The organism is Corynebacterium sp. (assembly GCF_030532325.1).
Classification (GTDB): domain Bacteria; phylum Actinomycetota; class Actinomycetes; order Mycobacteriales; family Mycobacteriaceae; genus Corynebacterium.
Genome location: NZ_JAUNLS010000005.1, coordinates 1 through 22,524, shown reverse-complemented (window position 1 = coordinate 22,524; position 22,524 = coordinate 1). Strand labels below are relative to the sequence as shown.

Here is a 22,524-nt window from a genome sequence, read left to right as displayed (position 1 = left end):
TGGTTCATAGCCTACCCGATTAAATTGGCGTTCGCAGTGGTGCTGGTAAATTCAGGGAGGTGAAGCAGCACTCCGAGCGCGATGACGCGCACGTCACCGACCTCGCCCTCCGGGCCGGCCGTGGCGATCGCACCGCGCTCACGGAGTTCATCAAGGCCACCCAGGATGACGTCTGGCGCCTGCTCGCCCACCTGGGCGGGCCGGACATCGCCGACGATCTCACCCAGGAGACCTACCTGCGCGTCATCGGCGCCCTGCCCCGCTTTGCGGCCCGCTCCTCGGCGCGCACCTGGCTGCTAAGCCTGGCCCGACGCGCCTGGGTGGATAACGTCCGCCACGACATGGCCCGCCCCCGCAAGTCCGCCACCGAGTACGAGGACGCCGCCGCCCAGGCCCCTTCCGCCGAAAACGCCAGCGCGTGGAGCGAATGGATCGACGCTCGCTCGCTTATCGACGCCCTCCCGGCCGACCGCCGCGAAGCCCTCATCCTCACCCAGGTGCTGGGCTATACCTACGAGGAGGCCGCCAAGATTAGCGGCGTGCGGGTGGGCACCATCCGCTCGCGCGTGGCGCGCGCCCGCAAGGATCTCATCGACGGCACCGCCTTGTAAGGCTGCGCCTTAGGCCCGCACACAGCAATCGTTATCGACTAGTTATACGGTTTCGGATTGATAGTAAATACCTGCGGATTCATAGGAATACCCGCGCCCCCGGCCGCAAAGAAGTTGTTAAATTTGTGGCGGCCAGCTGGCAAATACAGTGCGCACCGGCTTAACGTCGAAGCATCACACGTGTTAAATCGAAGGTCGATCCGGCCGCGAGCTACAACAGCCGCACACCATGAACGTTTCTCTGGAGCACACTTCTTGGGGCACAGCCGTGCCCCAACACGCCCGTGCCCCTCAGACATGCTCGTGGTGTTCACCGGCGCGTGTGGGATAGCGAGACCTTTTACTACTTATGTTTAAACGCGCAGTGGCCATTTCTATGGCATTCATTGGCGTCATCGTCGGCGCCGGCTTTGCATCCGGCCAGGAGGCGATGCAATATTTCGTAGCATTCGGCACGATGGGCATGTGGGGCGTGGCTTTGGCCGCGGCCCTGATGCTCATCACCGGTATTGCAATCCTGCAGTTGAGCTCCTACTTCCAGGCTGAGGAGCACACCGCTGTCTTTAACAAAATCAGCGGCCCCGTGGTGTCCCGCATTCTTGACTGGGGCACGCTGGCCACCCTGTTTTCCATCGGCTTCGTCATGTTCGCCGGTGGTGGTTCCACCATCGCCCAGCAGTTCCCGGCACTCGACATCTGGGTGGGAGCCGTCGTCATGCTCGTCCTGGTCATCCTCGTGGGCCTGCTGGACGTGGATAAGGTGACCTCGGTGATCGGCGCTATTACGCCGTTCATCATCATCTTCATTGTCTTTGCCACCAGCTACACCATCCTCACCGCTGACGTGGACATCGCGCAGCTCAACGAGTTCTCCCTGAACCAGGTGGACACCACGCTGCCGAATTGGTGGCTCTCCGCGCTGAACTACACCGGCCTGAACGTCATGTGCGGTGTGTCGATGTCCATCGTGATCGGCGGCAACATCCTGGATAACCGCGCCGTGGGCGTGGGCGGCTTCATCGGCGGCATCATCTACCTACTGCTGCTGGGCCTGCTGGCCACCTCCCTGTTCATGGTCGCACCGACCGTCAACGGCCAGGACCTGCCGGTTCTCACCCTCATCAATGAGGTCAACCCGGCCCTGGGCTACATCATGACCTTCGTTATCTACGGCATGGTCTTCAACACCGCGGTGGGCATGTTCTACGCCATGTCCAAGCGCCTGACCCGCAACAACCGCAAGATGTTCTTCCCCGTCTACGCAGGTTCCTGCGTCATCGGCTTTGGCCTGTCCTTCGTGGGCTTCAAGCAGCTGGTCTCCAGCATCTACCCGATTCTGGGCTACCTGGGCCTGCTCATGATTGCCGTCATGGTCATCGCGTGGTTTGCTAACCGGGACAAGATCTCCAAGGAGTCCCGCCGCCGCGAGCGCGCGCACATCCTGGTGCAGCGCAAGCTAGATCCGCGCGAGCACTTCACCAAGAAGAACGAGCGCGAGCTGGCCAAGCTGGCCGCCCAGTCCAACATGAAGAAGGAGGAGTTCGTCGAGGCCATCTCCGAGGAGATCTACGACGAGCTCGAGGCCGACGAGGAACTGGACTACGACCGCGAGGACCCGGATCCTTCCGTCACCTTTGTGGAGCACACCAAGCCGGAAGTGCCCAAGGACTAAGACCGAAGTGCCTAGGCCCGAAGTGACTAGGCCCGAAATGCCTAAGGACTAACTCGCGGTACGCAAGAAGCCCCGGATCCTGCAGGACGATGACTGCAGTAACCGGGGCGGTACAAGTTTTTCGGCCTAAATCGCACCTTCTTTGTACTTTTCCTCGCTACAGAAGGCCCAGATCTGGCAGGGACTGGCACCGAATGTAGTGAGGAAAAGTCTAGCCCTGGAAGGCGAGACCTACAGGTCGCGTTGTGTCAGACTTTAAGCTCTGCACTTGGCGACGTCGAGGTCTGTACTTCCAGGGCTAGACTTGTGCGAGGTGGGGCTTGTGGAGGAATGGCTCGTTGGCCCCCACTGAGGTGACTCCTATGGGTTAACCGACGAGCAACTCCGCGATTTGGATGGTGTTGAGCGCGGCACCCTTGCGCAGGTTATCGCCGGAGACAACAAAGACTAGGCCCTTATTATCGTCCACCGTCTGGTCCTGACGGATGCGGCCCACCAGGGACTCGTCCTTGCCTGCCGCGGCCAGCGGGGTGGGAACGTCCACGACCTGCACGCCAGGGGCCTGGGAGAGAATCTCGCGGGCCTGGTCCGGCGTGATGGCCTTATCGAACTGCGCGTGCACCACCATGGTGTGGCCGGTAAAGACCGGGATGCGCACGCAGGTGCCGGCCACCTTGAGCTCCGGGATACCCAGGATCTTGCGGGACTCGTTGCGCAGCTTCTGCTCCTCGTCGGTCTCCTCGGAGCCATCGTCCACCAGGTTGCCGGCGAAAGGCAGGGCATTGAAGGCGATCGGCGCCACGTAGGGGCCCAGCTCGTCCTCGGAGACCTCGAGCACGGAGCCGTCGTGAGTCAGCTCCACGTTGCGGTCACCGATGGAGGCGACCTGCTTGGCCAGGGTCTCCACGCCGGCCAGGCCGGATCCGGAGACCGCCTGGTAGGAGGCCACGTGCATGGTGTTGAGACCGGCGGCGTCGTGCAGCGCCTTGATCACCGGCATGATGGCCATCGTCGTGCAGTTCGGGTTGGCGATGATGCCCTTCGGGGTGTTGTCCTTCTCCTGCGGGTTGACCTCGGAGACGATGAGGGGCACCTCCGGATCCTTGCGCCACGCCGAGGAGTTATCCACCACGGTGGCCCCGGCCTCAGCAAAGAGCGGGGCATACTGCTTCGAGGTGGATCCGCCCGCGGAGAAAACCGCGATGTCAACGCCCTGCAGGCTCTCGACGCTCTGCTGAGCGAGGTCTTCAACGGTTACCTTCTCACCGCGGAACTCCAGCTCCTCGCCCGCGGAGCGAGCGGAGGCGAAGAAACGCACGGTGTCTGCAGGAAAGTCGCGCTCTTCCAGGATGGAGCGCATGACGCGCCCGACCTGTCCGGTGGCGCCGACAACTGCAACGGTGGTCATAGTGGGTGGCCCTTCCTAATCAAAACTGGTGTCAAAACTGGTGAGTCTTAGTAGCGGTGACGCTTTAGCGCCCGGTACCAGCGTAGACGGTTGCTTCGCTCTCGCCGCCCAGCTGGAACTTCTCGTGCAGAGCCTTGCAGGCCTTCTCCAGCTCGGCCTCGCGCACGAGCACGGAGATGCGAATCTCGGAGGTGGAGATGAGCTCCATGTTCACGCCGGCGTCGCGCAGCGCCTCGGTGAAATCGGCGGTCACGCCCGGGTGGGAGCGCATGCCGGCGCCAACGAGGGAAACCTTGCCCACTTGATCGTCGTACAGCACGTTGGCCCAGTGGCCCTCCTGCTTGAGCTTGGCCAAGATTTCCATGGCCTTCGGGCCGTCGGAACGCGGGCAGGTAAAGGTGATGTCGGTGGTTCCGGACTCCAGGGAGGAGACGTTCTGCAGCACCATGTCGATGTTAATCTCCGCGTCCGCGATGGCGCGGAAGACCTTGGCGGCCTCCCCCGGCAGATCCGGAATGCCCAGGACGGTGACCTTGGCCTCCGAGTTATCGGTGGCGATACCGGTCAGTACAGCTTCTTCCATAGGAATATCCTCCATAGAACCGGCGATGAGGGTGCCGGGATCGGTTGAATAAGACGAACGAACGCGCAGCGGAACGTTGAAGGCGCGGGCGTACTCCACGCTGCGCAGAACCAGAATCTTGGAGCCCACCGCGGCCATCTCCAGCATTTCCTCGAAGGAGATCTGATCCAGCTTCTGGGCGTTATGCACGATGCGCGGATCCGCGGTGTACACGCCGTCAACGTCGGAGTAAATCTCGCACTCTTGTGCGCCCAGCGCCGCCGCCAAGGCCACCGCGGTGGTGTCCGAGCCGCCGCGGCCCAGCGTGGTGACGTCGCGGGAATCCTTGTTCACGCCCTGGAAACCGGCGACGATGCAGATCTTGCCTTCCTCGAGGGCCTCGGTGATGCGGCCCGGAGTAACATCCACGATGCGTGCGTTGCCGTGGCGCTCCGTGGTGAGCACACCGGCCTGGGAACCGGTGAAGGACTGTGCCTTTGCCCCCAGGGATTCCACGGCCATGGCCACCAGCGCGTTAGAGATGCGCTCACCGGCGGTCAGGAGCATATCGAGCTCACGTTGCGGGGGAACCGGGTTGACCTGTGCGGCCAGATCCAACAGTTCATCGGTGGTGTCTCCCATGGCAGAGCACACGACGACGACGTCGTAGCCCCGCTTCTTCGTCGCCACAATGCGTTCCGCCACTGCGCGGATGCGCTCAGCGCTCTCGAGGGATGAACCTCCGTACTTTTGTACCACTAGGGCCACTGAGTGTCCCACCTTTCCTTTTTGCGAAGTAGCGACCGGCCACACCGAGTCTATTCTCCATCAAACCCTCAGGCCACGAATACCTATAGCTAGGTAGTCAACTTCTTCAGACTACAGCGAAACTCTCCGCGCCGAAACAGAATGCTGGCTTTAAATGGCGGTAGGGTTGTGACAATGCTGGGAAACATGATTGCCGTGGTCTTCGCCCTAGCCTCGGCACTCGTCATCGCCTGGGGGACAGTCGTCCGCCACCGCATTGTGCTCGATGCGAGCTCGCGCAGCGTCATGCGCACCGCGATATCCACTCCCCTGTGGTGGGTGGGCACGGCCGCGGCCGTCGTAGCCTACGCGCTGCAGCTGGTGGCCCTGGGCTTTGGCACCCTGCTGGTGGTGCAGCCCATCCTCATGCTCAAACTCATGTTTACCCTGCCGCTGGCCGCGTGGTACTCCCGCCGCCGCATGCCGGCGCACGAAACCCTGTGGTGCATTGCGCTCACGGTCTCGGTGGGCTTCCTCGTGGCTTATGGCCGCCCCACCGCCGGCACGGACTTCCCGGCGTGGTCGCAGTGGTGGCCGGCCTTCGTGCTGGGCGGGCTGACCCTGGCAGCTCTGGCAGGCATCGCCTACACGCGGCGCACGGACCGCGCGCTGGCGCTGGGTACGGCCTGCGGCGTCATCTACGGCTACGTGGCCCTCGTGGCCAAGGTTTCCGTGGGCATCCTGCATCACGACGGCCTGCTGGCCATGCTGGGCAGCTGGCAGTTCTGGGTACTCGTGATTCTGGCCGGTACCGGCACCGTGGTGCAGCAGTATTCCTTCCACGCCGGCGCCCTCAAGCACTCCCTGCCCGCGATGACCATCATGGAACCCATCGTGGCCTTTGGCCTGGGCTACTGGGTGCTCGGTGAGCAGTTCCAGGTGTCTTCCCTCGCCGGCTGGACGGTCATGGGCATCTCCTTGGCGATCATGATCACCGCCACCTTCGTGCTCTCCCGGCTACCCGTGGGCGAGCCGCGCACCACCCACTAGATGGCCCCGTAAAGCTAAATGGCCCATTCAAAGACGGCCAGCATGTAGCCGGAGAACCACGCACCCCACAGCACCCAGGCGGCCACCGCCCACCACAGACCCCGGCGCGGTGGCGCAGCGGCCGCACGAAGAATCCACGGCAGGAGCACAAGGGCTGTGGGCAGAAGCAGGCGCGGGCGGGAGTGCATGATGCCGTCAGAAAGCACAACGTTGGCCGTGAGCGCCGCGCTGAACCACCACACCGCCGGCGGGAGCTTGCCCCAGCTAAGCACGAGCAGGATGGGCACGGCGATGATGACGGACACGCTGAGCAGGTAGCCCACGTTATCCCCGGTGGTGAGCACCGTCCACGCCCAGCGCATGGTGGCAGCGCCGAAGTCAAAGTGGGAGTTCCAGTGCTGGCGCTGAGTGCCAAAGTATCCACCCAGGTGCGCCAGGTGCTGGTTGGCCCAGGTGAGATACCCCACCAGCGGCAGCGCAGCCAGCACCAGCGCGCACCACGCCCGCCAATTGCGCACGGCGCGCAGCAGCACCATAAGCGCAAAGACGGCGAGGAAATCCACTGCGGTAAGCCGCACGAAGGACAACGCGAAGCCCGCGGCACCAGCCAGCCACCATCGTTCGTCGTGTAGCGCCACCAGGCCCCACATGAGCAGCGCCCCGAAGAGCGCCTCGGTATAGGGCATGGACAGCACGATGGACATCGGCGCGCTGGTGACCACGATGGCAGCGGCCACGCGCCCGGGGAATCCGGCCCCCATGCGCGCGGCGATGGCCATGACACCCGCAGCCAGGACGCTTAAGAAGATGAGGTTGAGGAGCATCGCCGCGGCAGACTCGTTGATGCCCAGCGAGGCCAGCGCCCGGATAACCAGCGGGAAGCCCGGGAAGAAGGCCATGGCGGTCTCAAAGGACTTGCCGGGTTCGCCCACCTCGGCGCCGAAGTAGCCGGCGCGGGCAATCTCCGTGTAGTACTGCGCGTCCCACTTGTTGAGCAGGCCCCACAGGCTGTCCTGGTTGGCGCGCGCGAAGATAGCGAGCACGCCCACGCGCAGCGCGGAGCCCAACACGGCGATAAGCGTGGCGGCGGCCCACCCCCGCGCGCCGAGCCCGCGGTTCTCCGGGGTACCCGGAGCCCGATCGGCGCCAGCAGTCGCCTTGAACCCAACCGCCTTGAATTCTGTCACGCAGAACATCGTAGCGCCCCGCACACGCGACCCTCCCCCGCTCAGCGGCGCTGCCCACCCGCGGATGTCTCATTGTATGGAATCGCTTGCCATAGAATGGGAAGGGATGTAATGTCGACCACATGATTTCGCGACACGGACTTCTCCTTACGTGCCGCGGCGGGATTTAGGCGAGCCACTGAGGCGGCCGGCGCCCCGTCGCGGAGCGTGGTGCTGCCGCACTGCAGCCGGCCGTTCGTAACGGAGTGCACGAGCTGTGCACCGAACGCTTAACCACTAACACACGTGTAAGGAATCTTCGCCATGTCCCCTTCTGACGCTTTCATCTCCGCACCCCGCCAGATCACCACCCCAACCGGCCCCCGCAACGAGGGCCAGCCCGCGTGGAACAAGCAGCGCGGCTCCTCCATGCCGGTGCACCGCTACATGGACTTCGCCACCGAGGTAGAGGACGTATCCCTGCCGGACCGCACCTGGCCGGATAAGAAGATCACCACCGCCCCGCAGTGGTGCGCGGTGGATCTGCGCGACGGCAACCAGGCGCTGATCGATCCGATGAGCCCGGAGCGCAAGCACCGCATGTTCGACCTGCTGGTGAAGATGGGCTACAAGGAGATCGAGGTGGGCTTCCCCTCTGCCTCCCAGACCGATTTCACCTTTGTGCGCGAGATCATCGAGGGCAACAAGATCCCAGATGACGTCACCATCCAGGTGCTGGTGCAGGCCCGCGAGCACCTGATCCGCCGCACCTTCGAGGCCTGCGCCGGGGCGAAGAACGTCATCGTGCACTTCTACAACTCCACCTCGAAGCTGCAGCGCCGCGTGGTCTTCCGCAAGGACCGCCCGGCCATCAAGAAGCTGGCTACCGACGCCGCCACGCTGATCAAGGAGATCGCCCAGGACTACCCGGACACCAACTGGCGCTGGGAGTACTCCCCGGAGTCCTTCACCGGCACCGAGCGCGAGTTCGCCGTCGAGGTCTGCGACGCCGTGGTGGACATCATGGGCTCCACTCCCGACAACCCCATGATCATCAACCTGCCCTCCACGGTGGAAATGATCTCCCCCAACGTCTACGCGGACCAGATCGAGTGGATGCACCGCAGCTTTGCCAAGCGCGATTCCATCATCCTCTCCCTGCACCCGCACAATGACCGCGGCGAGGGCATCGCCGCCGCCGAGCTGGGCTACATGGCCGGCGCGGACCGCATCGAGGGCTGCCTGTTTGGCAACGGCGAGCGCACCGGCAACGTTGATCTGGTGACCCTGGGCCTGAACATGCTGACCCAGGGCGTGGACCCGCAGATCGATTTCTCCGACCTGCCGACCATCCGTGAGACCGTGGAGTACTGCAACCAGCTTCGTGTTCCGGAGCGTCACCCCTACGGTGGAGAGCTGGTCTTCACCGCGTTCTCCGGCTCCCACCAGGACGCCATCAACAAGGGCCTGGACGCCCTGGCCAACGAGATCCGCCCCGGTGCTAACAACACGGAGGTCTCCTGGGAGGAGCTGCGCGATATCACCTGGGAGGTCCCCTACCTGCCCATCGATCCTAAGGACGTGGGCCGCGACTACCAGGCGGTTATCCGCGTGAACTCGCAGTCCGGCAAGGGCGGCGTGGCTTACATCATGAAGACGGATCACGGCATCAATATGCCGCGCGCCATGCAGGCGGAGTTCTCCTCCGCGGTGCAGGCGGTGACCGACGCCGAGGGCGGCGAGGTCAACTCTAAGAGCATGTGGGATCTCTTCGCCATCGAGTACCTGGACCGCGTCACCCCGCTGGAACTGGTGAGCTACCAAGTGGATAACGCCTCCACCGAGGGCGAGGACGCCAAGGTCACCGCCACTGTGGTCTACGCCGGCCAGCGCAGCGTGGTCTCCGGCCACGGCAACGGCCCGATTGCGGCCTTCGCTAACGCCTTGGAAGGCATCGGCATCGATTTCGAGGTCATCGACTACTCGCAGCAGTCCCGCTCGGCTGGCGACGACGCCGAGGCCGCCTGCTACATTGCCGCCGAGGTCAACGGCTCCGAGGTCTGGGGCGCGGGCATCGCTGGTTCCACCACGCGCGCGTCGCTCAACGCGATTGCCTCCGCGGTGAACCGCGCATTGAACTGAGTGGTGAACCGCGCACTGAACTAGCGGGTGCGCCAGCACCCGCTAACGGGGATCCGTCTCCTCCACCACGACGGGGGCCTTCGGCTGCGAGCGGAAGGTCCACACCTTGTTGATGATGAAGTTGATGGGCATGGCCACGATGATGGATATCATGTTGGCCCAGTAGTACATCTTGCGGAAGCCCGTGGAGTCATCGAAGATGTGCGGCGGCAGCTGGATGGGGGACTCCGGGTGCATGAGGAAGTGCTGCAGAACCAGTGAAACGACAAAGGCACCGATGCCGGTGAGCAGGAAGGGGAAGAATCCGCGCAGCCAGGAGACCTTCTCCACTGAGCGGAAGGTCCACATCCTGTTGAGCTGGTAGTTCCACATGTTGGCCACAAGGAAGGCCACGGTGGAAAAGACCATGTACCAGCGCACGTTGAAGGAGGAACCGAAGAGGTTCATGAAGGCGTCGTTGGGCTGGGCGCCAACAAGCGCCAGCCCCACCTTGGCGGCCACCACCGCGGTGAGCATGTTCACCAGCGTTCCGGAGCCGCCGACGAGTCCAAATTTGAGGAATTGCCCAAAGTTGGAGGCAAACCGCGCAAAGCTCAGATCCGCCACGGCGACCTCCTTTGCTGTCCCTAGTAAGCCATGACTCACGGATAGTCACAGCCTACTTTCGATGAATAAAACCTATTTGAGTTTAATCGTTTACCCCTACTACTGGAAAAATTCGCGCCGCGCGGCGCACGTGAGTTAGAGATTAAAGTATGTCCTCCTCCGCTTCTTCCACCTACCTCATTCCCCACCGTGGGCTCGGCGCGGTGCAGTCCGTGCCCGTCGTCCCCGCCACCGGGGTCAGCTTCCCCGCGGGCCAACCGGGCGGCGGCACCACCGAGGTCACCGCCACGCTGCATCCCAACGGCCGGGGCGGCTGGCGAGTGGAGGCAGAAGGCGCCCCGGCCAAAGAGCTCGGCCACATCACCGCCGAGGACGCCACCCAGTACCCCGAGCTGGAGCTGCTGGTCAACGCCGGCCTAATCCCTGCCGCCACGCTGCGGGCTGGTGCGGATGCCAATGCCGGTACACCCACGATGTCCCTCTTGCTGCCGCGCCCGGGCCTATGCCTGCCGGCCAACAACCCGCCTTCCACGCCGTGGGCGTTGCTTAGCTACGCCCCGCCGCTGAGCGTGACGCAGTTGGAGGACACGCCCAGCATCGACCCGCACGCGCGCATGCACCTGCTGGTGACCTTGCGTGCCACGCAGCCGGAGGGCCCAGTGGAGGTGGCTCTGGGTACAGAGAGCATTGCTGTGCTGGACAGCGCCCCCTCCTCCCTCCACGCCGTCCTCGCCGAGCACGCCGCGCAGGGATACACCACCCTGGCCCACGCCTATCACTTCCTGCGCGGCGGGCGCCGAGTGCTCAACATCTACGCAGGGCCGCAGGAATCCCAGGGAAGCGGCCAGGAGTGGGCACTGACCCAGCACGCGCCGTCCTCCCACCACGCGGCGCAGACCTTTGAGACCTCCAGCTTCCGCGTCATTACTGATTCTGACCTCGCCCGGCTGGATCGTCTTCCCGCCAATGTGGAGCCGGACGCGCAGGAACATGCACAGGAACAACGGTCAGCGCACTTCCGACGGCCGTGGTTAATGCTGTGCGTGGTGCTGGTTGTTGTTGCGATGATTGCCATGCTCACGTTTGCACTGTGACCGTCGCCCTATTGTAGGCTCTATCCAGTGCATTTGGTTTTGGATACTGCCTGCGCAGGGCTGTAAAGTGGGCAGCAGATGAGGGGTTACCGCGGTTCCAGCGCGCCCCGCAGCCCCTAGCGAAATTATTTTCTACGCTTTTTTCTGACAATATCCCCCTATACGCTGCCCAGTGGATGCACAGAGGCAGAGACTGAAGGCAGGCTATGGCGATCACGAATTACGTAGTTCCTGAACGCGGTTTTGGCGTGCCGCGACGCCTTTCCGTCAACGGGGTCGCACCGCAGACGTTCCTCACCATCCTGGGTGAGAACAAGGAGACGTGTTTCCCCGTAGTACTGTACGGCAACTCCGCCGCCGGCTTCCGTGTGCACCGCGACGACATTCTGCTCGGTTCTCTTTCTGCCGCAGATTCCCAGGACTACCCGGAGTTCGATTGGATCCTGGAGGCTGGCCTTTCCCCGCAGGTCACCGCGCATGTGCGCATGCAGGAGGACGCCGCTGGTGACGCCATTCCCACCTTCGAGCTAGTTCTGCCCGCCCCAGGTTTGTGCGTGCCCATGAACAACCCGCCCACGGAGCGCTGGGCCATGATGGAAAGCGGCCCCGGGGTCACGGTGACTGACTTCCTCGTGGATGAGACACGGCTGCCCTCCTCCGCCGAGCACATCCTCGTGCGGCTGGACGCCAAGCGCCTGTGGGGCAGGCGCACGGTCAATGTCTTCGTGGACAACACTCTGGTGGCCTCCCTACCCAAGGACGCCGCCCGCCAGCTCACGAAGAGCGTGCGTCACCTCAAGCAGGATGGGCTCACGCCCATCGCGCGCGCCTACTACTGCCTGGATGAGGGCGCGCCCAGCCTGACTATCTACGCCAGCGAGACCTCCACACACCGCGGCGCCATCGCCGGTGCGGCCGGTGCCGCCACGGCTACTTCTCTTGGCGTGTCCGCCTTGGCCGCGGCCCGCGCCCGCGCGCACGCTGCTGAGGCCACAGCGCAGGCAGCGCAGGCCACCTCCTTCCTCTCCGCCCCCGCGGCTTCCGTCGCCACGACGGCCGGGACTACCACCGTCGGCACCGCGGGCACCATGGGCACCGCAGGCACGGCGGGCGTCGCTGCGCAGACCGTCAGCGCAGCCGTGGGCGCCAAGCTCTCGGTGGCGGCCGGGGTGGCTGTGGTGCTCGGCGGCTCAGCTACCATCGCCGCGTCCACTTTCTCTGAGGAAGAGTCCGGCCAGCACTCTATCGCGCCTGCCGATGAAAGCATGGACGCCGAGGGCTCCTCGGCCGAGCACTCTGCGGAGAGCGAATCCGCCTCCAGCTCCGCCGCCGAATCTTCCTCCAGCTCCCTAGAGGAAAGCGAGGAATCCCGCGAGCGCACGCGCGAGTCCAGCACTGAGCGGGAGCAGAGCGGCGAGGGAACCAGCACGGTCATTGCCACCTCCGCGACGGAACCGCAGCCCCTGACCTCGACATCCGCCACCGCCGGCCTGCCGTCGAGTACTGTTCCCTCCGCTGAGCTCCCCTCCTCCGCCCTGCCGCCCGTTCCGGGCCTCGATCCAAGCGGGGAGCCGAGTGCGCCGTCAACCTCGCACTCGCACCACCGCGAGGAAGAGACCACCACCGAGCGCACCGAGCAGGCTGGGAGCACCAGCACGTCAGAATCGACCACCCGTACGGAGCAGACCTCAACGCCCGCGAGCGAGACGCCGTTTACCAAGGAGGAGACCTCCGTGTTGCTGCCGCCGGAGTGGACCACCATCCGCCCCGAGACCTCCACCCCGGAGGAAACACCCACGCCGAGCCGCACCGAGCACACCACGCCGGGCACCATCGTGATTAAGGGCTAACGCATCCGTCCGCCGTATCCACCCACCACGGCGCAGTGTGTGCCCTTTCCCACATCCCCACACCCGGGTATTAGACTTAGAACAATGACGACGACCCCCGGCACCCCTGCGCCCGCTGCAGACTCCCCCGCATCGGCGTCTCCGGCACAGTCGCCCTCCCACCACGCGCCCAAGCCGGGGCCCACCACCCACCGTTCCACTGCGTCCGCTGATGCACGCTCCCGCAACGAGCAGCGCCAGGCCGCACAGGCGGAGGCCGTCGCGGCCTTCCCCTTCGTGGCACTGACCATGCAGACCACCGGCATCCATCCCTCGACGGGGCGGCTGCTGACTATTGACGCCCTCACCTTCAACGAGTCCGGCGAGGTGGGCCAAGACTTCCACGCGGTGCTCAACCCCGACGGTGATCCCGGCCCCTTCCACCTGCACGGGCTCAGCCGCGAGGAGATCGCCCAGGGCCAGTCCTTCTCTGCGCTGCTCAAGCCCTTGGACAGGCTTATCGACGGCCGCACGCTCATCGTCCACGACACCCCCTACACATGGGGCTTCCTGGTGTCCGAGGCGCGCCGAGCCATGACCGCCGCAGCCCGGCAGAACCGCGCGCGGGGCCGCAATCGCTCCAAGGGCCGCCGGCGCCGCACCAAGGTGGGCCACGTGCCCGCACCGGTGGCCATCATCGACACCCTGGCCTCCGCACGTCTGCAGGAGATCTGGGAGAACGACGTGCGCCTGGCCGCCGTCGCCCGCCGCGCGGGCCTTGACGCGGAGGATCCCACCGCCAGCCACGAGCGCGCGCAGCGCAGCGAGGCGGAAACCTCCCGCGCGGCCACCGAGACCCTGCTGGCGCTCTACCAGCGCCTGGCCGCGGGCCCGCTGAATTCCTACACCCCGGAAGATCTACGCGCCGATCGCTTCGGATTGCAGCGCTCCCAGCTGCGTGTCGACGCCGCCGAGGCCCCGCGCATGCACCACAACCCCGGGCCTTATGTTCCGGGCAAGGAGCTGCGCCGCGGCATGGAGATCGTCGTGGCCCCCGAGATCGCCATGGATCCGGATGTGATCATCGAGGCGCTGGTGCGCGAGGAGCTCAACTATTCGGAGAAGCTCACCCGTGAGACCTCCCTGGTGGTCTGCAACATCACCACGGATCTCGTCGGCAAGCCCATGCACGCACACCGCAAGGACATCCCGCTCATGGCGGATGAGGCATTCCTGGCCGCCCTGGAGCGCATCGAGGAGGCCGTCGAGCCCAGCGAGGAGCCCTCCTCCTCAGGCCAACGCTCGCGCCCATCGCAGCCACAGCAGAAGAACCGCCGCTCGGGCGGATCCGCCCGCCGCCGTTCCAAGCGCAGGTCCGGCTCCCAGCAGGGCGCTGGCCAGAACGGCGGCAACAGCAACAGCAACAGCAGCAACAACCAGCAGTCCAGCGACTCCACCATCGGCAACAACGGTAGCAAGGGCAACACGGGCAACAAGGGCAGCAATAACAAGAGCGGCAATAGCCGCAGGCGCCGGCGCCGTGGTGGGCGCAATCGCCGCGGCGGCAAGGGCAACTCCCAGAATTCGGGACACAACCGCGGTCGCACACACGATAGCTAGGCGCGCCCCGCTACCCTAAAGGCATGAGTTTTAACTTCACAGGTGCCCTCGCCTCGGCGCGCACCGCGGTGGCCACTGCCGCGGCCTCCCTGGCCACGACGGCTTCCCGGGCCACGGGCCGCGGCGCCGGCGGCATGATCGGCGGCCTCGTTGCAGGCGCTATCGATCCCAACATCATGCACGGTCTGGCCAAGGACCGCCCGGCCGTGCTCGTCACCGGCACCAACGGAAAATCCACCACCACCCGCATGCTCGCCGCGGCGGTGCGCAGCGCCCACAGCGTGGCCACCAACGATGGCGGCGACAACATGGATGCTGGAATCATCTCCGCCCTGCTGGCCGGTAAGTCCGCCTCCCACCTGGTCCTGGAGGTCGACGAGCTGCACGTTCCCCACGTGGCGGAGAAGCTCAACCCGCAGGTCCTCGTGCTGCTCAACCTCTCGCGCGATCAGCTCGACCGCGTGGGCGAGATCAACAAGATCGAGCGCGCCCTGCGCGCCACGGTGGAGGCCCACCCGGACATGCTCGTCATTGCCAACTGCGACGACGTTCTCATGACCTCCGTGGCCTACGAGGCCAAGAACGTCGTGTGGGTCTCCGCCGGGGCCGGCTGGCTGGGAGAATCCGTCACCTGCCCGCGCACCGGCGGCCACATCATCCGCGACGGCGAGGACTGGTACGCCGTGAAGAAGCTGCCTAACGGCAGCGAGTTCCGCCGCCCCACGCCCACCTGGAGCGTCGACGCCGAGGGGCTACACACCCCGCAGGGCACCCGCGAGCTCTCTCTGGCGCTGCCCGGCCGCGCCAACCGCGGCAATGCCGCGCAGGCTATCGCCGCGGCCGTCGAGGGCTTCGGGGTGGATCTGGACAAGGCCATCGCCGCCACGGAATCCGTCACGGACGTCGCCGGGCGCTACTCCACCATCACGCTGGGGGATCAAGAGATTCGCCTGCTGCTGGCCAAGAACCCCGCCGGCTGGCAGGAGGCCCTGTCCATGGTGGATCGCAGCGCCGACGGCCTGGTCATCGCCGCCAACGGCCAGGTGGCCGACGGCGTGGACATGTCCTGGCTGTGGGACGTTCGCTTTGAGGATTTCGGCTCGCTGGCCGTAAAGGCCTGCGGCGAGCGCGGCACCGATCTGGCCGTGCGCCTGGTCTACGCGGACATTTCCCACGAGCTTATCCCCGATCCCCTGCAGGCCATCACGTCCTGCCCGGCCGGGCGCGTGGAGGTGCTGGCCAACTACACCGCCTTCCGCGATCTCAAGAAGGCGCTCAACGCCGCGGTCAAGGCAGAAAAGTCCGCTGCACAGGATGCTCAGAAGGGAGCACACCATGACTAAGCTGCAGATCGGCCTCATCCTCCCCGATGTCCTGGGCACCTACGGCGACGACGGCAACGCCCTCGTCCTGCGCCAGCGCGCCCGGATGCGCGGCTTTGAGGCGGAGATCATCCCCATCACGCTGGGCCAGCCGGTGCCCGATTCCCTCGACGTCTACACCCTGGGCGGCGGCGAGGACGTGGCCCAAATCCTGGCGGCCGAGCACCTCATCGCCGACGGCGGCCTGACGCGTGCGGCGAACGCCGGCCGGCCCATTCTGTCCATCTGCGCGGGCCTGCAGGTCCTCGGCGAGTCCTTCCGGGCCTCCGGGCGCGTCATCGACGGCGTGGGGCTTATCGACGCCACCACCGCCTCCATGGCCGAGCGCGCCATCGGCGAGGTGGCCTCCGAGCCCACCGGCGCCGGCATCACCGCCGAGCTCACCGAGCCGCTCACCGGCTTTGAGAACCACATGGGTGCCACCATCCTGGGCCCTGCCGCCCAGCCGCTGGGCAAAATCACCCGCGGCCAGGGCAACGCGGATACCGCGGCGACGGCGGATCTGCGCGACGGCTCCCAGCAACGCCACGCCGAGGGCGCGGTGCAGGGCAGCGTCATTGCCACCTACATGCACGGCCCAGCACTCGCCCGCAACCCGCAGCTGGCAGATCTCCTGTTGGCCCAGGCCATGGGCATTGCCCTGGCAGAGCTGGAGCCCCTCGACATCCCGGCGGTCACCCAGCTGCGCAAGGAGCGGCTGAAATAGCTTCGTCGCGGCAGCGCCCGCGGCCTAGACCGCCCGCAGTTTAGACAGTGAGCCTGCCGGACAAAGCGCGGGAGAGCGTGAGCTCGTCCACGAACTCCAAGTCCCCGCCCAACGGCATGCCGGAGGCCAGGCGCGTGATCTTCAAATCAGGAAAATCGCGCAGCAGCCGCACCAGGTAGGCTGCGGTGGCTTCACCCTCGGTGTTGGGGTCGGTGGCCAGGATGACCTCGGTGATGGCCGGGGTGTCGTCGTAAAGCGGGTGTTCCGGGGTGGAATCCGCCAGCTCGCGGTCCGGCAGCACCCCGCCGATGCGCTGCAGCAGCTGCGAGATGTTGAGGTCCTTTGGGCCGATATTGGCCAGCGGATCCAGCGCCCCGCCCAGCACGTGGTAGCGGCCAGAGTACTCGCCAGTGCGCTCGATGACCTGGATGTCCTTGGGCTCTTCCACCACGCACACGGTGGAGGCATCGCGCTGGGAGTTGATGCAGATGCGGCACACATCCTCGCGGGAAATGTTGCAGCAGATGCGGCAGAACTGCACGCCGTCGCGCACCGCGCCGAGGGCGTTTTGCAGGCGCTCGATGTCTTCGGGGTCCATGTGCAGGACGTGGAAGGCGATGCGTTGGGCGGACTTGGGGCCCACGCCGGGCAGGCGCGAAAACTCGTCAATCAGATCCTGCAGAGGTCCTTCGAACACGTTGCTCCCTTAATCGACAAAAGACCGCGCCCCACTGCGGGGCGACTGCCTTTTAGTGTAACGCGTGGCTTAGTTCTGGTTGCCAAAGACATCCTCGATGGACGGGCCATCGTAGTTCTGCTGGGACTGGCCCATGCCCTGGGAAAGCGGACCAATCTTCTCCTGCGCCAGCTCGCCGGCCTTGCGGTGAGCCTCCTTGAAGGCGCCGATGATGAGGTCCTGCAGGGTCTCCACGTCCTCCGGGTCCACGACAGACTTATCGATGCTGACCTCCTTGAGCTCAGCGCCACCGGTCATGGTGACCTTGACCAGGCCGTTGCCTGCGGTGCCAGTGACGGTGGCGGCGAGGATCTCCTCCTGCGCCTTCTGCAGCTCAGCCTGCACGCGGGCAGCCTGTGCCAGCAGTTCGTTCATGTCATTTGCCTGCTGCATCGGATCGGTCATGGGAAGGTCCTTTCATTCTTCGTCTGTAATTTCTATCTGCTCAGTGTACCGGCACCAGAGTACCGAGTGCGCTCTACAGGCGCCGCGCCCCTAGCTCCTGGGTGAGCAATTCCATAGCCACCTCGGTGGCGGTGCGGTGGTCCAGCTCGCCGGCATCGCGCGCGGCCTCCATCATCTCCCGCTCTTCATCATCGCGGGTATATGGCTGCGCTGGCTGCTGCTGTTGTTGCGGCTGGGATTGGGGCTGATACTGCTGCCCCGCCTGCGGTGCTCCGCTTGGCGACGCCCCCTGCTGCCCACCCGCATCCTCCGGCGGGTAGTACTCCTCCGGCGGCGCCTCGAAGGGCGGCTCGTACTCCGCTCCCTCCGGGGCGGGCTCCGGCGGCAGCGGCACGCCGTCACCGAACTTGGGCACCGCGTTGTAGGCGGCATCGCGCGCCGCCGCACTTTCCGTTGCCCGCGCGATGCGCGAGCGCCAGTCCGGCACCTGCTGCTGGGGCTGCTCCTGGCGCTGTGGCTGCTGCTGTGGCTGAGCCTGCACCCGGGGAGGCTGCTGCGGTTGTTCCTGGCGCTGCGGCTGCGGCCGTGGCTGTTGCTGTTGCTGTTGCTGAGTCTGCCGTTCTGGCTCCGGCTGTGGCTGCGCGCCGCGCCCGATGGGCCGCGGGACGCCCCAGGGATCAGCAGACTCTTCCGCAGGCGCAGCTCCCTGCGCGGGCGCCTCGGGCGCGCGCTCTGGCTGCGACTGGGGATCGGTCTGCGGGCTAGGACTCTCAGGCTCCTGTTCGGGCTCGGCGCTCTCGCGCTGGGCCTGGTTGGGGTTCCACGCCTGGCGAGTCACCGGCTGCTGACCGCTGAACCCAGCGGCCTTCGGGTCCGTGCCGATGATGCACTCGACCTGCAGGTCCCGGTTGTACTCCTCCTTGAGCACAGCCACGATGTCCTTGTTGTTCTCCGGGGCGTTGATGCGCTGCGCCAACGCGCCCGTGGTGTGGCCCAGTACCAGGATGTCATCGCGGATCCCCAGTACCCGGGCCTCTGCGAGCATGATCTCCGCAATCTTGTTGCGGCGGCCCACCCGCACGCGCAGGTCAGCCCACTGGCCGCGCACGCGTTCAGCCAGCTGCTCAGGCGATTCGTGGGCCTCTGCCTGCGTGGGCTGAGCCTGTGGCTGCTGAGCCTCTGGCTGCAGAGCGGGCTCGTGCTGGGGCTGCTCAGGCGCAGGTGCCTGCTGGGCTTGTTGCTCTTGCTGAGCTTGCTCCTCCTGCTGGGCCTGGCGGTTGCGGCGGCTGGCCAGGATGGCAGCGGCAGCAGCTGCGGGGTCCTGCGCGCTGGCCACGGCGGATTGCGCGGGTGCTTGGGCACCCTGGCTCTGAGCTTGTGCTGATGTTGGTGTCTGTGTTTGCTTCGGCGCCTGCGCGCCACCCGGCATCCCCTGCGGCAGTTGCACGCCCGAGCCCGCCGCGGCTGCGGCCGGGGCCGAGCCCACGAGCAGGTGAGCGCAGAGGATCTCCAGCAGCAGGCGCGGAGAGGTGGCCCCGCGCAGCGTCGAGATGCGATCGTTGACGGTCTCAGCCAGGTAGGCCAGCTGCGGGCCCGAGAAGCGCTGCGCCTGGGCGCTGAGAATCTCACCGCGGTCAGTCGGCGCGGAGACCAGCCCCTCCTCCACTGCGGTGGGCACGGCCTGCAGGATCATCAGATCGCGCAAGCGGTCCAGCAGGTCAATGGCAAAACGCCGCGGCTCGTGCCCGGCCTCAATGACGCCGTCGACCAAGCGGAACAAACCAGCCTTATCCTGGCTGGCCAGGGCCTCAATCGTGTTATCCAGCAAACCGAGATCCGTCACGCCCAGCAGCGGACGGGCGACGTCGTACGTCAGCCCATCCGGGCCCGCACCCGCCAGCAACTGATCCAGGATGGACAGCGTATCGCGCGGCGAGCCACCGCCGGCCTGAATGACCATAGGGTACACCGAATCATCCACGTGCACGCCCTCCGCGGCCACCGTGCGCTCCAGCAGGCCATTCATCGCCGGCGGGGTGAGAAGGCGGAAGGGATAGTGGTGGGTACGCGAGCGGATGGTTCCGATGATCTTTTCCGGCTCCGTGGTGGCAAAGATAAAGATGACGTGCTCCGGAGGCTCCTCCACCACCTTGAGCAGGGCATTAGCGCCGGAGGCGGAAATCATGTGTGCCTCGTCGATGATGAAGATGCGGTAACGCGACTCCGCCGGCGCGTAGTAGGCGCGGTCACGCAGCTCGCGCATGTCCTCCACGCCGTTGTGGGAGGCGGCGTCAAGCTCAGTGACATCGAGGTTGCCCGGCCCGCCGGGGGCCAGGGACACGCAGGAATCACACACTCCGCACGGCGTAGAGGTAGGCCCGTGCTCGCAGTTCAGCGAGCGCGCCATGATGCGCGCAGAGGAGGTCTTACCGCAGCCGCGCGGGCCGGAAAACAGGTAGGCGTGGTTGATGCGCCCTGCGTCGAGGGCCGCGGACAAAGGGGTGGTGACCTGCTCTTGGCCTACCACTTCCGCGAAAGTTGCTGGACGATATTTCCGGTAAAGAGCCACGGTTAGCCAGTCTAGCGTCTCCGCCAATCCAAGACGTCGATGCCCGCGTCCGCCACCGCCTGCTGCATGGCGCCGACGCCCTCCTCGACGGCGTAGGCATACTCGGCGTCGCTAAGCATGAGCAACTGGCAGACCACAGTGACGCGATTCTCCTCCACCACCTGCGGAGTTTGCCCGCCCCACAGAAAGGGGGCGATGAGCAGGCCGTGGCGCACGCTGAAGCTGGTGAATCGTGGGTCGTCGCTAGGAAAAAGCTCCGGCAACAACACACCCGGCTGGGCGGGCACCACGCCCTTGGCCCGGGCCAGCAGGCGCGCCGCGGACAGCACGGCGGCCACCGCGGCGGCGGGCTCGGCGCGGGCGACGGTAAGCAGCTCGCAGCGCACGTCGACGCCGCGCTCAACGTGCGTCAAGCCCGTATCGACCTCAGCGAACTCAGTGGTCAGGGCGAGGGATTGGGCGCCATCAAGCTCGGCGAAGCCAACCCTCTGGCCCTCAACGGTGCGGAACTCCAGCTCCGCGGGAACGCACTGAGCAAGCCAGAAAGCGGTCTCGTCCTTGTTGATGGCTTAAGCCCCCAGCTTCTCCAGAGCGGCGAGCAGCACGCAAGTTGCCACGCCATCCATGGCCAGCTCGACCTCCTCCTGCGGCGGCAGGGAGGGAGCCAGGCGGATGTTGCGGTCATTCTCGTCGTGGCCGTGCGGGAACGCGGAGCCCGCCTTGGTGAGCACGATGCCGGCCTCCTTGGCCAGCTCCCACACGCGGGTGGCGGTGCCGTCGACGACGTCGAGGGAGACGAAGTAACCGCCCTTCGGCTCGGTCCAGCGGGCGACGTCGTACTGCGTGAGGCGATCATCCAGAATGCGCAGCACGGCCTGGAACTTCGGGGCCAGCAGCGCAGTGTGGCGGCGCATCACCGCGCGCACGCCCTCGGCGGAGCCGAAGAACTGCTGGTGTGCGAGCTGGTTGACCTTGTTCGGGCCGATGCCGCGGATGCCGGCGATGGACAGGTACCAGTCCAGGTTCTCGCGGGAGGAAGCAAAGAAGGCCACGCCCGAGCCAGCGAAGGTGATCTTGGAGGTCGAGGACATAGCCCAGAAGCGGTTGGGGTTGCCCTCTTCGCGTGCGATGTCGAGGATCGGCAGGATCTCCGGGAACTCGTCGGTCAGCGTGTGCACTGCGTAGGCGTTGTCCCACACGATGCGGAAGTCCGGGGCGGCTGCCTCCAGGGAGGCCAGGGTGCGGGCCTTCTCCTCCGTGATGGTGGCGCCGGTGGGGTTGGCAAACATCGGCACCATCCACATGCCCTTGACCTGCGGGTCCTTGGCCAGCTCGGCGACGGCCGCCACATCCGGGCCGTCCTCCAGCATGGGGATCTGGATGAGCTCGAAGCCCAGCTTCTCCGTGATGGCGAAGTGGCGGTCATAGCCCGGGGTGGGGCAAATCCACTTGACGGTCTCTTCCTGGGACCACGGGCGCTCAGAATCGTTGTTGCCGAAGGTGTAGGACCACGACACCAGGTCAAACATGATGTTGAGCGAGGAGGAGTCCCCGGCGACGAGCAGCTCAGGGTCAGTGTTGGTCAGCTTGCCCCATAGCTGGCGCAGCTCCTTGATGCCCTCAAGGTTGCCGTAGTTGCGCACATCGTTGCCGGCGGCGTCGACGTAGTTGCCAGCACCCGGCAGCTCCAGCAGGTCATTGGACAGCGTCAGCTGCGACTTGCTGGGCTTGCCACGGGTCAGGTCGAGCTGCAGGCCCCTAGCCTTCAGTTCTTCGTATTCCTTGCGGACCTGGGTGGCGAGATCATCCAGCTCGGACTTTTCAAGCTTAAGAAGCGACATCCGTCTTCCTTCCGGCACGTGGTGCGTACATGTGGCAACCAATACTAACGCGATCAGATGGACAGTGTAGACGGTTACCGGCGGCAATTGAGCGCTTGGGCGACGTCCCTGCTTCCCCAGCACCAGTCGCAGGCAACTCACCGGCGCTTCACCGGGGGCCGCAGTCTCCCAGCTTCAATTTCACGCCCGAAAAGCCCTCGATCCGAGCAGGATTTTGAAGCTGGGAGACCACCGACCCGCGGGGCTGAAGATTAAATGACGGAAGCCCCGGTTCCGAAGAACCAGGGCTTCCCTGTGGCGGAGGATAGGGGATTTGAACCCCTGAGGGATGTGACTCCCGCACGCGTTCCAGGCGTGTGACATAGGCCGCTAGTCGAA

At 65.5% G+C, this 22,524-nt stretch carries 18 protein-coding genes; 9 read left to right on the top strand and 9 right to left on the bottom strand.

Translation table 11 applies throughout. The annotated features are described in order from the left end of the window. Positions 1-59: 59 nt before the first annotated feature. Positions 60-611 (top strand): RNA polymerase sigma factor, encoded by a 552-nt coding sequence (locus Q4E25_RS04250; protein ID WP_303154419.1) that lies wholly within the window; start codon positions 60-62, stop codon positions 609-611. Positions 612-960: 349 nt separating this feature from the next. Continuing rightward, entirely contained in the window at positions 961-2,283 is a 1,323-nt protein-coding gene (locus tag Q4E25_RS04245) for a hypothetical protein (RefSeq protein WP_303154417.1), read from the top strand. Between the two features lie 367 nt (positions 2,284-2,650). On the opposite strand, the gene Q4E25_RS04240 is transcribed toward Q4E25_RS04245, so the two are convergent. Further along, complete coding sequence (locus Q4E25_RS04240; RefSeq protein ID WP_303154415.1) at positions 2,651-3,691, bottom strand: aspartate-semialdehyde dehydrogenase; 1,041 nt, start codon at positions 3,689-3,691, stop codon at positions 2,651-2,653. A gap of 64 nt (positions 3,692-3,755) precedes the next feature. Continuing rightward, positions 3,756-5,021, bottom strand: a complete 1,266-nt coding sequence (locus Q4E25_RS04235; protein ID WP_303154412.1) for an aspartate kinase — start codon at positions 5,019-5,021, stop codon at positions 3,756-3,758. Between the two features lie 174 nt (positions 5,022-5,195). Here Q4E25_RS04235 and Q4E25_RS04230 point away from each other — a divergent pair, with 174 nt between their 5' ends. Beyond that, on the top strand, positions 5,196-6,050 hold the full coding sequence (locus tag Q4E25_RS04230) for a DMT family transporter (RefSeq protein WP_303154409.1): 855 nt from the start codon (positions 5,196-5,198) through the stop codon (positions 6,048-6,050). Positions 6,051-6,064: 14 nt separating this feature from the next. On the opposite strand, the gene Q4E25_RS04225 is transcribed toward Q4E25_RS04230, so the two are convergent. Further along, positions 6,065-7,237, bottom strand: a complete 1,173-nt coding sequence (locus Q4E25_RS04225) for a mannosyltransferase family protein (RefSeq protein WP_303154408.1) — start codon at positions 7,235-7,237, stop codon at positions 6,065-6,067. Positions 7,238-7,540: 303 nt separating this feature from the next. Between Q4E25_RS04225 and leuA the strand changes: the two genes are divergently transcribed. After that, positions 7,541-9,358, top strand: a complete 1,818-nt coding sequence (leuA, locus tag Q4E25_RS04220) for a 2-isopropylmalate synthase (RefSeq protein WP_303154406.1) — start codon at positions 7,541-7,543, stop codon at positions 9,356-9,358. Positions 9,359-9,400: 42 nt separating this feature from the next. Here leuA and Q4E25_RS04215 read toward each other — a convergent pair whose 3' ends face one another. Then, entirely contained in the window at positions 9,401-9,964 is a 564-nt protein-coding gene (locus Q4E25_RS04215) for a GtrA family protein (RefSeq protein ID WP_303154403.1), read from the bottom strand. A 149-nt stretch (positions 9,965-10,113) separates the two neighbouring features. Here Q4E25_RS04215 and Q4E25_RS04210 point away from each other — a divergent pair, with 149 nt between their 5' ends. The 5 genes from Q4E25_RS04210 to Q4E25_RS04190 all read left to right on the top strand — a co-directional run bounded on the left by Q4E25_RS04210 (position 10,114) and on the right by Q4E25_RS04190 (position 16,595). Next, a complete protein-coding gene (locus Q4E25_RS04210; RefSeq protein ID WP_303154400.1) occupies positions 10,114-11,058 on the top strand; it encodes a hypothetical protein in 945 nt (314 codons plus the stop codon). A gap of 206 nt (positions 11,059-11,264) precedes the next feature. Further along, on the top strand, positions 11,265-12,908 hold the full coding sequence (locus tag Q4E25_RS04205; RefSeq protein WP_303154398.1) for a hypothetical protein: 1,644 nt from the start codon (positions 11,265-11,267) through the stop codon (positions 12,906-12,908). 84 nt (positions 12,909-12,992) lie between these two features. Further along, the gene (locus Q4E25_RS04200) at positions 12,993-14,507 is read left to right on the top strand and encodes a DNA polymerase III subunit epsilon (protein ID WP_303154395.1); all 1,515 of its coding nucleotides are present in this window, start codon (positions 12,993-12,995) and stop codon (positions 14,505-14,507) included. A gap of 23 nt (positions 14,508-14,530) precedes the next feature. After that, entirely contained in the window at positions 14,531-15,850 is a 1,320-nt protein-coding gene (locus Q4E25_RS04195) for a MurT ligase domain-containing protein (RefSeq protein WP_303154394.1), read from the top strand. After that, the gene (locus Q4E25_RS04190) at positions 15,843-16,595 is read left to right on the top strand and encodes a type 1 glutamine amidotransferase (protein ID WP_303154392.1); all 753 of its coding nucleotides are present in this window, start codon (positions 15,843-15,845) and stop codon (positions 16,593-16,595) included. The genes Q4E25_RS04195 and Q4E25_RS04190 overlap by 8 nt, the downstream gene beginning before the upstream one ends. 40 nt (positions 16,596-16,635) lie before the next feature. On the opposite strand, the gene recR is transcribed toward Q4E25_RS04190, so the two are convergent. From recR to Q4E25_RS04165, 5 genes are all read right to left on the bottom strand, one after another. Beyond that, positions 16,636-17,292, bottom strand: a complete 657-nt coding sequence (gene recR, locus Q4E25_RS04185; RefSeq protein ID WP_303154390.1) for a recombination mediator RecR — start codon at positions 17,290-17,292, stop codon at positions 16,636-16,638. A 69-nt stretch (positions 17,293-17,361) separates the two neighbouring features. Then, the gene (locus tag Q4E25_RS04180) at positions 17,362-17,736 is read right to left on the bottom strand and encodes a YbaB/EbfC family nucleoid-associated protein (RefSeq protein WP_303154387.1); all 375 of its coding nucleotides are present in this window, start codon (positions 17,734-17,736) and stop codon (positions 17,362-17,364) included. A 73-nt stretch (positions 17,737-17,809) separates the two neighbouring features. Further along, complete coding sequence (locus Q4E25_RS04175; protein WP_303154385.1) at positions 17,810-20,305, bottom strand: DNA polymerase III subunit gamma and tau; 2,496 nt, start codon at positions 20,303-20,305, stop codon at positions 17,810-17,812. Positions 20,306-20,316: 11 nt separating this feature from the next. Continuing rightward, the gene (locus tag Q4E25_RS04170; RefSeq protein WP_303154383.1) at positions 20,317-20,718 is read right to left on the bottom strand and encodes a suppressor of fused domain protein; all 402 of its coding nucleotides are present in this window, start codon (positions 20,716-20,718) and stop codon (positions 20,317-20,319) included. Between the two features lie 156 nt (positions 20,719-20,874). Then, positions 20,875-22,146 carry an aminotransferase class I/II-fold pyridoxal phosphate-dependent enzyme gene (locus tag Q4E25_RS04165; protein ID WP_303154381.1) on the bottom strand — a complete coding sequence of 424 codons (1,272 nt, stop codon included), beginning with the start codon at positions 22,144-22,146 and terminating at the stop codon, positions 20,875-20,877. Positions 22,147-22,524: the final 378 nt, after the last annotated feature.